The sequence below is a fragment of the Desulfitobacterium elongatum genome (genome assembly GCF_055378975.1).
The window spans coordinates 2,666,868-2,681,578 of the sequence record NZ_AP038772.1 but is presented as its reverse complement, the minus strand read 5'-3'; the positions used below and the strand labels follow the sequence as shown (position 1 = coordinate 2,681,578).

Annotated in this window: 11 protein-coding genes; 8 read left to right on the top strand and 3 right to left on the bottom strand. The window is 43.9% G+C overall.

The window, feature by feature from the left end:
* The first annotated feature begins 27 nt into the window (after positions 1-27).
* From hutH to ftcD, 5 genes are all read left to right on the top strand, one after another.
* On the top strand, positions 28-1,590 hold the full coding sequence (hutH, locus tag ACZ42W_RS12505; RefSeq protein WP_464165678.1) for a histidine ammonia-lyase: 1,563 nt from the start codon (positions 28-30) through the stop codon (positions 1,588-1,590).
* A gap of 30 nt (positions 1,591-1,620) precedes the next feature.
* Positions 1,621-2,256 carry a cobalamin B12-binding domain-containing protein gene (locus tag ACZ42W_RS12500; RefSeq protein WP_464165677.1) on the top strand — a complete coding sequence of 212 codons (636 nt, stop codon included), beginning with the start codon at positions 1,621-1,623 and terminating at the stop codon, positions 2,254-2,256.
* A 160-nt stretch (positions 2,257-2,416) separates the two neighbouring features.
* Positions 2,417-4,444, top strand: a complete 2,028-nt coding sequence (locus ACZ42W_RS12495) for a urocanate hydratase (protein WP_464165676.1) — start codon at positions 2,417-2,419, stop codon at positions 4,442-4,444.
* A gap of 112 nt (positions 4,445-4,556) precedes the next feature.
* A complete protein-coding gene (locus ACZ42W_RS12490; RefSeq protein WP_464165675.1) occupies positions 4,557-5,186 on the top strand; it encodes a cyclodeaminase/cyclohydrolase family protein in 630 nt (209 codons plus the stop codon).
* A gap of 121 nt (positions 5,187-5,307) precedes the next feature.
* A complete protein-coding gene (ftcD, locus tag ACZ42W_RS12485) occupies positions 5,308-6,204 on the top strand; it encodes a glutamate formimidoyltransferase (protein WP_464165674.1) in 897 nt (298 codons plus the stop codon).
* 164 nt (positions 6,205-6,368) lie between these two features.
* On the opposite strand, the gene uvrA is transcribed toward ftcD, so the two are convergent.
* From uvrA to ACZ42W_RS12470, 3 genes are all read right to left on the bottom strand, one after another.
* Positions 6,369-8,828, bottom strand: a complete 2,460-nt coding sequence (gene uvrA / locus ACZ42W_RS12480) for an excinuclease ABC subunit UvrA (RefSeq protein WP_464165673.1) — start codon at positions 8,826-8,828, stop codon at positions 6,369-6,371.
* 80 nt (positions 8,829-8,908) lie between these two features.
* Positions 8,909-9,355, bottom strand: coding sequence for a DUF6773 family protein (locus ACZ42W_RS12475; RefSeq protein WP_464165672.1), 447 nt, complete (start codon positions 9,353-9,355; stop codon positions 8,909-8,911).
* Positions 9,356-9,357: 2 nt separating this feature from the next.
* Positions 9,358-9,552, bottom strand: a complete 195-nt coding sequence (locus tag ACZ42W_RS12470; protein WP_464165671.1) for a helix-turn-helix transcriptional regulator — start codon at positions 9,550-9,552, stop codon at positions 9,358-9,360.
* Between the two features lie 203 nt (positions 9,553-9,755).
* Between ACZ42W_RS12470 and ACZ42W_RS12465 the strand changes: the two genes are divergently transcribed.
* The 3 genes from ACZ42W_RS12465 (at position 9,756) to ACZ42W_RS12455 (ending at position 14,641) form a co-directional block, all read left to right on the top strand.
* Entirely contained in the window at positions 9,756-11,243 is a 1,488-nt protein-coding gene (locus tag ACZ42W_RS12465) for a sigma-54 interaction domain-containing protein (protein ID WP_464165670.1), read from the top strand.
* A 348-nt stretch (positions 11,244-11,591) separates the two neighbouring features.
* On the top strand, positions 11,592-13,040 hold the full coding sequence (locus ACZ42W_RS12460) for a trimethylamine methyltransferase family protein (RefSeq protein ID WP_464165669.1): 1,449 nt from the start codon (positions 11,592-11,594) through the stop codon (positions 13,038-13,040).
* Complete coding sequence (locus tag ACZ42W_RS12455) at positions 13,037-14,641, top strand: HAL/PAL/TAL family ammonia-lyase (protein ID WP_464165668.1); 1,605 nt, start codon at positions 13,037-13,039, stop codon at positions 14,639-14,641. The genes ACZ42W_RS12460 and ACZ42W_RS12455 overlap by 4 nt, the downstream gene beginning before the upstream one ends.
* Positions 14,642-14,711 lie beyond the last annotated feature (70 nt).

Genomic DNA, 14,711 nt, shown 5'->3' with positions numbered 1-14,711 from the left:
CAATACGAGATTTCCGGAGGCGAAGGTATGGAGGAAACGCGTCAGTCGGGGTGTGAAGTACCCAAGAAGGTTATTGAGCTTGATGGAAACAGCCTGACGATCGAGGATGTTATCTCGGGTGCCCGCCATTCTACCAAGGTAGCGTTAAGCCAGGATGGGATTATCAAAATGGAGCGTTCTTGCCAAATGGTCAGATTACTGATTGAAGATAAAAAAGTCGTCTATGGTATTACCACCGGATTTGGTAAGTTCAGCAACGTCTTAATCGATAAGGATCAAACGGAGCAGCTACAGAAAAATCTAATTATGAGCCATGCTACAGGAATTGGAAGCCCCTTTCCGATTGAAATCGTGCGAGGCATAATGCTTTTGCGGGCTAATGCCTTAGCCAAAGGATACTCCGGTATTCGCCCGGGAGTGGTGGAAACCTTGCTAGAAATGTTGAACAAGGGAGTACATCCGATAATTCCTCAAAAAGGTTCCGTAGGTTCCAGCGGTGACTTGGCACCCCTTTCCCATATGGTCTTGGTCATGCTCGGAATGGGAGAAGCCTTCTATCAGGAGGTGCGCCTGCCCGGCAAAGTGGCCATGGAGAAGGCCGGTATACCCCTTGTCCAGTTACAAGCGAAAGAAGGCCTAGCCCTGATTAATGGTACCCAGGTCATGACAGCCATCGGGACATTATTGAGTTATGATGCGGAACAATTGGTGACGACCGCAGATATTATCGGAGCTCTTTCAGTTGAAGCGTTAGAAGGGATACCCGCTGCATTTGATTCCAAAATTCAGCAGGTCAGGCCTCATCAAGGGCAAATTCGCAGTGCAGCTACACTTCGAGAGCTGCTTTCAGGTAGCCAGATTCTTGCTCAGGCCAATCACGGCAGGGTTCAGGATGGATATTCTTTGCGGTGCATACCCCAGGTTCATGGCGCCTCTCGGGATGCTATCGATTATATAAAAAGCGTTGTCGAAGTAGAAATCAATTCGGTTACCGATAACCCCCTGCTATTTCCCGAGGAAGGTGAAGTGATATCTGGTGGTAATTTCCACGGTCAGCCCTTGGCCTTAACGATGGATTTCCTTGGAATTGCCCTCTCCGAGCTGGCAAATATCTCAGAAAGAAGGATTGAACGACTGGTTAATCCGAGCTTGAGTGGTCTACCTGCCTTTTTGACAGAAAAAGGGGGATTGAATTCTGGTTATATGATAACCCAGTATACTGCAGCTTCATTAGTCTCGGAAAATAAGGTTCTCGCACATCCGGCAAGTGTGGATTCCATCCCTACCTCCGCCAATCAGGAAGATCATGTGAGCATGGGCACAACAGCTGCTCGTAAGGCCAGAAGCATTCTAGAAAATGTTCAGTATGTCCTGGCGATTGAACTTCTCTGTGCGTTGCAGGGAATCGACCTCAGGGGTGGTATCCCAGGCAAGGGTACCAAAATCGCCTACCAAGTCGCCAGAAGGCGAATCCCGAAACTTAAAGAGGATCGAATTGCTTATATAGATATCGAAAAATCCTTCCAAATCATAAAGGAGAACCTACTTGTTGCTTCTCTGCAAGAAGTTTTGAATCCATCTGAAGTTTAGCCCGAAAATAATAACTAGGGAGGAAGAAGAATGGTCAATTTTAACACACTCGCGGAATTAGTAATTAAGGGAGATTTCCAAGCGGTTAAAAAAATGACCCAAGAAATGATTGATAATGAGGTCGATCCGTTACAGATCATTAATGAAGGCTTGATGGCTGGTATGAATATTGTAGGTGTTCGTTTTAAAGCTGGAGATATGTTTGTTCCCGAGGTTATGATGTCAGCTAAGGCTATGAGTTCAGGAATTGAACTTGTTAAGCCCCTTATCGCTGACAGTAATATGCCTTCTGCAGGAAAGGTCGTTATCGGAACAGTTAAGGGTGACCTCCATGATATTGGGAAAAAACTTGTAATCATGATGCTAGAAAGTGCAGGCTTCAAGATTGTTGACCTTGGTGTTGACATTGCTCCAGCCGCTTTTGTTAGTGCCATCAAGGAGCATAAGCCACAAATCGTGGGTATGTCTGCTCTCTTAACGACGACCATGCTACGGATGAAAGAGACCATTGAGGCTTTGGAAAAAGAAGGATTACGTGGCAGTGTTAAAGTCATTATTGGCGGTGCTCCAGTCACCCAAAGCTTTGCCGAACAAATTGGGGCAGATGGTTATGCCAGTGATGCTGCTGTTGCTATTGACCTTTGTAAAACCTTGGTTTCAATTTAAGGTATTAGGAAGGATTCGTATCGTATGAATGACCTGATGGCAAATAAAAATGAGCTATATTCCTAACCAAATAGAAAAGCGAATTCGATAACTAGGGACAGTACACCTCCGGGGTTACTGTCCCGTTTAACAAAAAACGAGGAAGGGAAGGAAACCCTAAATGCCGAGTAATTACGATATCTCACAGGCTATGAAAATAAAGCCGGATTTTGTTTTACCAGAGATGCCGGAATTTGAACCAGGAATCAGACGGGCACCGGATCGAGGTTTTAAGCTTACCCCGGAGCAAACCAAGATAGCCTTGAAGAATGCCCTCCGATATGTACCGCATGAACTTCATGAGCAATTGGCACCAGAATTCTTAGCGGAGCTGCATACTCGCGGCCGTATCTACGCCTACCGTTTCCGCCCCGCTACAAGAATTTACGGTAAGCCGATTGATCAGTATCAAGGCAATTGTCTTGAAGGAAAAGCCTTCCAGGTTATGATTGATAACAATCTTGACTTTGAGGTGGCCCTCTATCCCTATGAGCTCGTAACCTATGGGGAAACAGGGAGTGTTTGCCAGAATTGGCTTCAATACCGTTTAATAAAAAAATATTTAGAAGCGTTGACCGATCTGCAGACCTTAGTGGTTGAATCAGGCCATCCTTTAGGGCTTTTTCCGTCTCGGCCTGAGGCACCCCGGGTGATTATCACCAACGCCTTAATGGTTGGGATGTTTGATAATCAGAGTGACTGGGAAACAGCTGAACAAATGGGAGTGGCGAATTATGGACAAATGACGGCCGGTGGTTGGATGTATATTGGCCCCCAAGGAATTGTCCATGGTACCTTTAACACCTTGCTTAATGCCGGTCGGTTAAAACTTGGTTTGCCTCCAGAGAGGGATTTACGTGGTACTCTTTTTATTTCCTCTGGGCTTGGAGGCATGAGTGGAGCCCAACCGAAAGCAGTGGAAATAGCAGGCGGAGTCGGTATTATCGCGGAAGTGGATGAGTCTCGGATTAGAACAAGGTTTGACCAGGGGTGGGTCAGTAAGGTATCTGCTGATTTAGAGGAAGTCTTCAGACTTGCCCTGGAATACAAGGCAAAGCAAGAGCAAATATCCCTTGCTTATCACGGCAATATCGTAGATTTACTCGAGTATGTCGTTAAAAATAATATACAAGTTGAACTTCTCTCTGATCAAACTTCTTGCCATGTAGCCTTTGATGGGGGCTATTGCCCGCAGGGAGTTACGTTTGAAGAGAGGACCCAGTTATTAGCCACTGATCGTGCTCGCTTTAAGGAATTAGTGGTTAAAAGCCTCAAGCGCCATTATGAACTGATTAAGATCCTTGTTGAGCAGGGAACGTATTTCTTCGATTATGGTAATTCCTTTATGAAAGCCATCTATGATGCCGGTGTTAGGGAAATAGCCAAAAATGGGTTTGATGAAAAAGACGGCTTTATTTTCCCGTCCTACGTAGAAGATATCATGGGACCGGAGTTGTTTGACTATGGATATGGTCCTTTCCGGTGGGTTTGCTTGAGCGGCAACTACGAAGATTTATTAAAGACAGATCAGGCTGCCCTGTCCTGTATCGATCCCAACCGGAGGGGTCAGGATCGTGACAACTATGTCTGGATTAAAGATGCCGATAAGAATAAGCTGATTGTCGGTACCCAAGCCCGAATCCTTTACCAGGATGCCGAAGGGCGAATGAGAATCGCACTGAAATTTAATGAAATGGTCAGGGCTGGTGAAATTGGGCCCATTATGCTGGGCAGGGACCATCATGATGTGAGCGGTACCGATTCACCTTTTAGGGAGACTGCTAATATAAAAGACGGCAGTAATATTATGGCTGATATGGCTGTCCAATGTTTTGCCGGTAATGCAGCTCGGGGAATGAGCTTGGTTGCTCTCCATAATGGCGGCGGTGTAGGGATCGGTAAGGCGATCAATGGAGGCTTCGGCCTTGTCCTGGATGGTAGTAGCCGGGTTGATGAGATTATAAGATCCGCACTGCTCTGGGATGTAATGGGTGGGGTGGCGAGGCGATCCTGGGCTAGAAATGTGCATTCCATCGAAACCAGTATTGAATTTAACCAGAATTACAGTGGTTCAGGCCATATCACCTTGCCTTATCTTCCAGAAGAAGATCTGATCGACAGTCTGGTCAATCAGTTATTTACTCATTGAACATTCCCCAGCATCACCTGACGGCAAAGAGGAGGGGGATTCACCCTTCATTATGAACGGACCTATATTTAGCAATTGAACTTAAGTCGAGAACAAATGGAGGAAGTTTGCTGTGAATTTAGTGGATTTAAATCTGGAGCAATTTTCTAAAGAAGTAGCATCCTCTTCACCCGCACCGGGAGGAGGAAGTGTAGCAGCTTATGCTGGGGCTCAGGGCTTTGCTCTCATAGCGATGGTATGTCGCTTGACTATCGGACGTGAGAAATTTGCCGCGGTTCAGGCTGAGATGAAAAGGCTAATGGAAATGGCTGAGGCCAAACAAGAACGTTTACTTTCACTTGTTGATGAGGATACTTATGGCTTCAAAGCAGTGATGGAGGCACTTTCCCTGGCTAAAAACACGGAAGAAGAAAAAAGCCTACGCCGTAAGGCCCTGGAGAATGCGACCTTGCGTGCTGCGGAAATTCCTTTGCAAACCGCGCAGCTTTGTCTGGAAGGCTTAGTAGAAATACCTGTGTTAATTGATGGCGGGAATCCTAATGCTATTAGTGATATGGGTGTTGCCTCACTCGTTTTTAGTGCCGGTATGGAGGGAGCTCTTTACAATGTCCAAATCAATGCCCTAGGGCTAAAGAATACTGAAGATAGGAACTCCCTACTTGCAAGTTGCGCTTCCATGAGGGATGAGGGCAGCCGCTTGATCAAGGAAATTCAAAATCTGGTTTTAAATAAGATGAAGTAAAAAATAGGAAAGTCTGTATGAGCTAAAATGAGAATTAAGAATTAAGAATTAAGAATTAAGAATTAAGAATTAAGAATTAAGAATTAAGGATTTATCGTTGACCAGGGAGGTTCATTTACATATGGCAAAGGTTGTAGAATGTATACCCAACATCAGTGAAGGTAGACGTCTTGATGTGATAGAAGACATAGTTTCAGAAGTACGAAAAGTTCCTGGGGTTGTCCTGCTTGATTATTCCAGCAATGCAGATCACAACCGTACTGTAGTTACCTTTATCGGAGAACCCGAAGGTGTCTTGGAAGCGGCATGGAGACTCATGGTGAAGGCGGCAGAGAAAATTGACCTTGACCAGCACCAGGGGGAGCATCCTCGCATGGGTGCCACAGACGTAGTTCCTTTTGTTCCAGTACGGGATATGACGATGGAAGAATGTGTTGAACTTGCCAATCGGTTAGGGAAACGTGTCGGTGAAGAACTAAAGATTCCTGTCTATTTATATGAAAGAGCGGCTACCAAGGCGGAAAGACGCAATCTAGCTGATGTGCGCCGGGGCCAATATGAGGGGATTAAAGAAAGTATAAAGACATCTGAACGAAAACCTGATTATGGCCCTTCTGAATTAGGAAAGGCCGGCGCAACAGCAATCGGGGCAAGACCGCCACTCGTTGCTTTCAACGTTAATCTCGGAACATCCAATATGCAAATCGCTAAAGCAATTGCTAAAGCAGTACGAGGCAGTTCCGGGGGGTTCGTTCATGTTAAGGCTCTTGGGGTTGATTTGTCTGAACAGGGGATGGTTCAAATTTCGATGAATATGGTTGATACACACGGGACACCTTTGTACCGGGCCTTTGAATTCATTAAGTCTGAAGCAGCCCATTACGGAGTACCTGTCGTAGGCAGTGAAATCGTAGGACTGGTTCCACTTGATGCCATGCTTGACACTGCAACATATTATCTTGGCCTTCACGACTTCTCGAAGGACCAGCTTTTAGAGAAAAGAGTTTTCGGGTTTTGAGATCTTTTACAAAGACAATGTTTTAAAGGGTGTTTAGAATAAATTTAGGGAAGCCAATGGCTTCCCTAAATTTATATTCTAAGAAGAATGTGTCCCTTTTGACATACACGAAAGAAACATAATGTAACATCTTGCGATAGGGTCAATTAACCATGTTCAATAATTTATTTGCCAATAAATTGTCCTGTTACAGAATTTTTATTAGATCTGATCTCATCAGGAGTGCCTTCGGCAATGACTTGACCTCCATTAGTTCCACCTTCTGGTCCAAGATCTACTATCCAGTCGGAAGCCTGTATAACCTGCTGATTATGTTCTACTACAATGACTGTACTACCTGAATCGACCATTCGGTTTAAAAGCACAAGAAAGTTATCGACATCAATGGGATGTAAGCCTGTTGTCGGCTCATCAATGAGATACAGATTATTTTTGCCCTCGTTATTGATGAGCTCTTTCGCCAGCTTTAAGCGTTGGCCTTCCCCTCCAGATAAAGTCGTCAAGGTTTGGCCCAGTTCCAGATAACCTAACCCTACATCTTTAAGCAGCTTTAAGATCTTTACAATCTTGGGGTGATCATCGAAAGCACTCAACCCTTCATCAACAGACATTTTGAGAACATCTTTGATGGAATAGTCCTTGTATTTTACAGACAAGACCTCGTCATTGAATTGATTCCCACCGCAATCGGGGCAAGGCACTTCTATATCCTCAAAAAACAGCATATTGCTTGTGACATATCCAAGTCCTTCGCAATTTTCGCAACGTCCACCGTGTGTATTGAAGGAGAAATGCTTTGGAGTTAAGCCTTTATCTCTGGCATCTTTTAACTCACTGAAAATTTTCCTTATTTCAGTATACACTTCAGAATAAGTTGCCAAATTGGAACGCTTCATTCGCGTAAGAGGGGATTGTTCCACAGAGATGATCTGGTCAAAAACTTCAGTTCCGTTAACTATATTATTCTCTGTTTGATAATTCAGAGTTGATTTTGCCAACACCTCAAAGACCAACGTTGACTTTCCAGAACCTGAAACTCCCGTAACACAGGTCAAGCAACCTACAGGAAATCTTACAGTGATATTTTTCAAATTAAAGTGATTCGCATGTATGACTTCGATAAAGTCTCCTGTTCCTTTTCGACACTCTCTAGGATGTTCTCTTTTCTTCTTCAGATAGGCTCCGGTCACAGATGTATCCTGTTTCATAAGTTCTTCTAACGTACCTGTTCCAATGATTTCTCCGCCATATTTACCGGAACCCGGACCCATATCTATTATGTAGTCAGCCGCTTGCATGACATCGACATCATGTTCGATAACGATAACTGTGTTTCCTAAATCCCTTAATCCTTTAAGGATACTTATGATTCCCGTAGTATCTTTTGGATGAAGACCTATCGTTGGTTCATCCAAGATGTAGATAATCCCTGTCAGAGTACAATCCAAAGTTGCCGCACACTTTATTCTTTGTGCTTCGCCTCCCGATAAAGTCATCGTTTGTCTATCCAGTGAAAGATATCCCAGCCCCACATTAGTGATTCTCTCGATCTTAGTTTTCAAATCCAGTACATAGGAGTCCACCATCAGTTTATTGATCCCCTTCAAGGATTCTTCAAGTCTAAGTAACCATTGATATAATTCTTCCAAGGATAAAGAGACTAACTCCGGTAGACGAGTGTCCAATACGGTTACACTGCGACTTAAAGCATTGAGCCGTTCCCCCCCGCATTCTGGACAAATCTGGTCGACAAAATAAGGATCCAGTTCCTTCGAGACTCCCCCTTTTTCGGATAGCCTTCTCCAAAGAATAGGCAATAATCCTTCAAATCTACCCTCAGCTACTGTTTTCGGAGGAACACTCTCTGGGAAAATCTTTTTAACTTCATCACTTTCAACCCCATAAAGAAGGATGGCTTTCTGACCTTCATTGAAATCTAGGACTTGAGTATCTGGCTTTACCTGGATTCCATAATGCTTAAAAGCATTGTACAATACAGAGATTTGATAGTCCTTATATTTTTGGACCCAGAAATCAATGGCTCCCGCTTCTAAGGATAACTGTTCATGGATAACCTTGTTCCGTTTTACTTCTAAGACCTTCCCAAACCCTTGACAGGTTTTACAGGCTCCTTCCCGCGTATTAAAGGAAAAATGCGTCCTGGTAAGCTTCTCCATTTTATAGTCGCAATAATTGCAAAACATATAAACTTTAAAATCATCCCCGGATTTCTCCACCTCTTCTTTACATTCGGAAGATTGAATTGCTCTATTACAGTTGGGACAGATTCGTTGACTGAGTTTTTCATAAATCATCCGAAGATCTGTATAAATGTCTGTGACTGTTCCGACAGATGAACGGGGGTTTTTAGCATATTCATTTTGCGTAATCCGAATCGCAGGAGATACGTTACGAATTGAATCCATCTTGGGCTTATGAATCCCTTGATACCCAATCGCCTCTAAATATTGTCTTTGGCACTCTTGATAGAGGGTATCAAGGGCTAAGGTGGATTTTCCGGAACCAGACAAGCCGGTCAAAACAACAAGTTTGTTTCTAGGTAGCTCCAAAGAAATATTTTTTAAATTTCCTTCTTTAGCACCTTCAATAATGATGTTGTTCACTTCAATACCTCGTTTCAATAGCTTAATCAGGTTTGCTTATTCTGGAGTAGTCTACTCGTAACCCTTTTGCTATTTGTGTTTTATTTATCGTCATCAAATTCTTGTTCATACTTATGACCTCTGTGCTGATTATACTTATTGGCAATGAAATAGATGGCCACAAATAGTACTGAAAATGTGAATATACCAGCTACAGCGTTTTGCCAGACATATCCTGTCGACTTCGTCATCGAATCAAAAATGAACACTGCTGATGCAGCCACTAAGATCGCAATTGTTATTATCAGATTCTTTACAGATTGCTTATTTCCACGCTCATTGTAAATACTTATCTTCATCATATGCATTCTTATAAACTGATACAGCGGAAAGAATATCATGATTACATATTCAGTAAGACATTCCTGTAAATCCATGTTAAAAACCCAAGTCTTTACTAAAAACGATACGATTACGCCTATGAATATTATGATTGCCAATTCACTTCTTATCCTATTTTTGGCTTGTTCAATTCTTTCATCTTTCATGATTATACCTCCCAAAAAATATCGTCTAATGTTTTACCTAAGGTTTTGCATATCGCTATACACAACTGTAATGATGGATTAAATTTCCCAGCTTCAATCATTCCGATAGTCTGTCTTGTTACACCAACTGCTTCTGCCAATTGTTCTTGAGACATATCTAAAATAGCTCTTGCTGACTTTAATTTGAGATTTTTCAAATTACTCATACCTCCTTATATTGCATATTGTAAATCATAATTTGCTATATGTAAACTATATATTGCATTTGTATGATTCCAACCTTGGTTTATTTTTAAAATCACATAAAGGATTTAATCTATATCTAGCGAAATTTCTATAAAAGGAATTGAAAAACATGGTAATAAAGTAATAAGAAGTAAATAACAGAGGGGAATTGAGAATGATGTACAATTTCACTGTTTGTCCTTCTGTGAGAAACTCACCTCAGCCTGTCAGCGAACTGGAAACTTTGCGTAAAAGAGTCCGTATTTATGAAACGATTCTTAATGCTATCCATGAGGGAGTGCTTGTAACTGATCCGTCAGGCCATGTTATTTTTTATAATTGTGGTCTGGCTACTTTTGAGGGAATTGAACCCAAAGATGCGGTAGGAAAACATATCAGTGATCTTTATCAGCTTTCTCCTGAAAGCAGTGAACACCTTCGTGTTTCCCAGACCGGTGAATCTATTCCGGAGACCTATCAAAAGTATTTTACTAAGGAAGGGCGTGAGGTCAATTCAGTAGCTGCCACAGTACCTGTCATGGACAACAATGAGGTTATGGCGGTTTATTCGTTATGTCGTGATGTTACCAATCTCAAGGAAATGTTATTACGCACCATTCAAATTCAAGACAGGCATTCTGTGAAAAGTGAAGGTACCTCACAAAAACTAAGAGCTAGTTATACCTTTGATAAAATTATAGGTAACAGCAAAGCTTTGCAATCGGTTATCGACGCTGCCCGCAGGTCTGCACAGTCCTCGGCAAATATCCTTATCTATGGTGAAACAGGTACTGGTAAGGAACTGCTGGTACAAAGCATTCATAATGCCAGCCCCAACCGTTTACAGCCTTTTGTTGCCGTAAATTGTGCTGCGATACCGGAGAATCTCCTAGAAACCATGCTCTTTGGGGCAGTTAAAGGAGCTTATACCGGAGCGGTCTCCACCGTCGGGCTTCTTGAGTATGTAGGGGAAGGGACATTATATCTCGATGAAATTAACTCTATGAGCCTCACTCTTCAGGCCAAACTCTTGCGTACCTTGCAAGAGCGGAATTTTCGCAAAGTAGGTAACGTTAAGGAAATCCCCTTAAGGTGCCGAATTATCAGCTCCATTAATAGTGATCCTATGAGCTGCTTACGAAAAAACCTATTGCGGGAAGACTTATTTTACCGGTTGGCTGTTATTGCTTTACACCTACCCCCTTTACGGGAGCGGACAGAAGATATTCCGGTCCTCATTGACTACTTTCTTAAAAAGCATACAACAAAGTACTATACAGGAAAGAAAGCACTTACCCCTGAATTGCTACGGGCTTTTCAGGAGTATCGCTGGTCAGGAAATATCAGGGAACTGGAAAATGCCATCGAAAGCATGGTCTGCATTTCGGGGAAAGATCATTGGCTAGCCGAAGAATATTTGCCCTCTTATCTAAACCAGCAAATGAAAATAGTCAAGGGCTTAAAGGAAGAAGAGAAACCCACCCTGGATTTATCGACCTCGCTGCAAGATACGGAAAGCCTAATGATTATCAACGCCCTGGACAGGCATCACGGAAATATCAGCAAGGCGGCCAAAGAATTAGGTATTCTCAGACAGAGTTTACAGTACAGAATTAAAAAGTTAGGCGTAAATCTTGAAGATTACCGGAGTCGTAGGGAATAGTATTGACCATTCCCTACATTAAATAACATTTTTCACCCTCAGATGGTGCTGCTTAGCGGCTGGGGGGCTACTTCGATTTATACATAAGTGCAAAATCATAGTGCAAAAAAGTATGCGGTGTTTTTTTGCGCCAGTGATTTTTGCACTTGAGAATTATATTAATGATCGTGAAATACGTACTCTCAGGCTTGGAACTTTTAAAAAGCACCTTTAAAACTCCCGAAAGATTTGCTTTTTCGTTGGCATGAAGATTGCAATAAAATCTATGTAAAAGAATGAGATCTGCAATGATTCAGTCGACACTGCCAACTGGATCAATAAAACCAAGCATGAGGGAGGATGTTTTGTTTGAAAGTTAATATGACAACTCAAAGCACCGTGGGACTCAATTTATTATCCGAAACTCAAATTGAAGAGATTCATTCAGCGTCCATGCAGGTCCTGACGACGGTAGGTGTAGACGTTTTTGAAGAAGAAGGCCTGGAATTACTGCGCGAAGCTGGGGCTGATGTGAAAGGAACCCGTGTCCGGATCCCTGTATGGCTGGTTCAACAAGCTCTGGCTTCTGCTCCTAAGTCTGTCACACTGTTTAACCGTATGGGAGAGCCTGCCTGCATCTTGGAAAAAGGTAGAATTCATTACGGAACAGGTTCAGACACACCCTACACTCTAGATCTTGAGAATGGGGGGCGCCGCCTCGCTACGAATAACGATGTGAAAAATGCAGCTCGTCTAGCGGATGCTTTGGAACACATTGATTTTATCATGTCTCTTGGTCTGTCCTCCGATGTTCCAGAGGAGTCCTCAGACGTATATCAGTTTCAGGCCATGATCACGAATACGACAAAGCCGATTGTCTTTACCGCTCATGATAAAAGAGGGGTATTAGATATTCATGCAATCGCAGCTCTTGTAGCGGGTGGGGAACGGGAACTTGCCTTGAAACCAACCTTGGCTCTTTATGCCGAACCCACATCTCCTTTAATCCATACCAAAGAAGTCGTAGAAAAGCTTCTCGTCTGTGCTGAAAAAGGAATTCCTCTCGTCTATGTTCCGGCGACCATGCGGGCTGCGACTGGCCCGGTTACTCCTGCAGGTTCTTTAGTTGTAGCGAATGTCGAACAGCTTTCTGGCTTAGTCCTTCATCAGAACAAGAAAAAAGGAGCACCGTTCATTTATGGTGGGGGAACTCCTCCCATGGATTTGAAGACCTTTATCTGTTCCTATGGTTCACCGGAGCGTGATTTGAGTTGTACAGCGCTTGTCAAAATCGGACAGTATTATAACCTCCCGACGTTTACTACAGCGGGCTGTAGCGATGCCCATGTCTTTGATCAACAAGCAGGGATGGAAGCCGGCTTTAACCTGCTCATTTCCGGCTTGGCTGGGGGAAACTTAATTCATGATTGCGGGTATCTCGGCATAGGACTGATCTCCTCCATGGAAATGCTCGTTCTCTGTGACGAAGCCATCAACAATGTTAAATATTACTTAAGAGGGGTTGAAGTCAATGCCGAGACCTTAGCTGTTGAGGTCATTAAAGCGGTTGGACCCGGCGGAAACTTCTTAGCCGAGGAACACACCATGAAACATTTCAGGAAAAACAGGGTGGAAACTCATGTGGTTAACCGCCAGAACTTGGATAATTGGCTGATCGCTGGGGAGAAGACTTTCGGCCAGGTTGCCAATGAACGGGTTAAGGAATTATTGCTTACTCATACTGTCCCAGAATTGCCTGACGATGTTCTGTCAGGTATTGAATCGATCATAAAAAAAGAGAGGAAGCAGGCTCAATGAGTTTAATCAATAAAGCTCTAATCTTAACCGGACGTGACTTATCCTTGGACGATATTGTGTTGGTTGCCCGTGGTCAAGAGGGCAGCTATCCTGAAGTCCAACTAGCCCCTGAAGTTCGTGAGAACCTAGTTAAAGTACGGGCTTATATCGAAAGGAACTGGCTTAAACCCGATGCGCCGACAATTTATGGGTTTAATTCTGGGGTAGGAAAGTTAAAGGATACTCATATCGCCCCTGAAGAGAATGGCCTCTTTCAAAGGTTGATGATTGAATCTCATTGTTCCGCTATTGGTGAGGCAGCCCCGGAAGAAGTGGTCAGGGGGACTATGTTAATGAGAGCGAATGCTCTGGCCAAAGGGGTTTCCGGTGTTCGTATTCAAGTGGTGGATCGCTTACTGGAGATGCTTAATCGGGGACTGCACCCGGTTATTCCACAATTAGGGTCTGTAGGTGCCAGCGGCGATTTGGCTCCCATGGCCCATCTGGTTTCAGTTTTGGTCGGCCATCCGGAAGCGGAAGCCTTTTATCAGGGTCAGCGCTTGTCGGCCCGAGAAGCGTTAATTAAGGCTGGCCTGGAACCTGAGTTTGAAATGAAGGCAAAAGATGTCTTAGGTATGATTAACGGGTGTACCTTTACGATGGGCATGGCTGTTCTCGCTCTCTATGATGCCCGTAGAGTTGCCGCTTTGGCTGATGTTGCCTGTGCTCTCAGTATGGAAGCGATGCGTGGGGAGTTGGGTGCCTACGATCACCGGATTCATGAAGCACGCAACCATCCTGGTCAGATTAAAGCCGCTGCCAATATCAGGCGCTTGCTGCAGGGCAGCCAGTGGACTACGGATGCAGCCAGGAAGGTTCTGCTCAAAGATGAAATCCGCAATGGGGAATGGCAGCCGCGTGTGCAAGATGCCTATTCCTTACGCTGTGTGCCTCAAGTCCACGGGGCAGCACGTGATGTACTGGATTTTGTGGAAAAAATTCTTGTGAATGAAGCCAATGCAGCTACAGATAATCCCCTTATGTTCCAGGAAGAAAACGGAGAATATGTCGGCATCAGCGGCGGAAACTTCCACGGCGAATATATCGGATTTGCCATGGATTTTCTGGCAGTAGCCGTGCACGAAATCGGAAATATTTCCGAACGACGGAGTGCCCGTTTATTGGACCCCTATACAAGTTATGGACTGCCCCGTAACCTGGTTGGAACCTCGGTAGGTTTAAATACAGGATTTACTTTGGCCCAGTGTGCTGCAGCCGCTTTAGTGAGTGAAAATAAGACCCTGTGTTTTCCCGCCAGTGCAGATTCCATTCCGACCAAGAGCAACCAGGAGGATCATGTGAGCATGTCAACATGGGCTGCCCGCAAGGTTCAACTGGTGATCAATAACCTCTTTAAGATATTAGGAATAGAGGTTTTATGTGCTGCCCAGGGAATCTCCTGTGCCGAACCCCAACTTGAAGGCTTCAAAATGTCTCCATTAACGCAAAAAGCGTATGATACCTTGCGTGAAGTCATTCCCGCCACAGGGGATGACCGTTACATGAGTAAACAAATGCGGCAAGCTATAGAATTGGCTGAAGCAGATGCTTTCCTCGTATAACCTTGCTATTTAATCAATTCTTGCTACGGTGTTGCTGAGGCACATCGTAGCGCTTAGAGCGGAGTGAGTA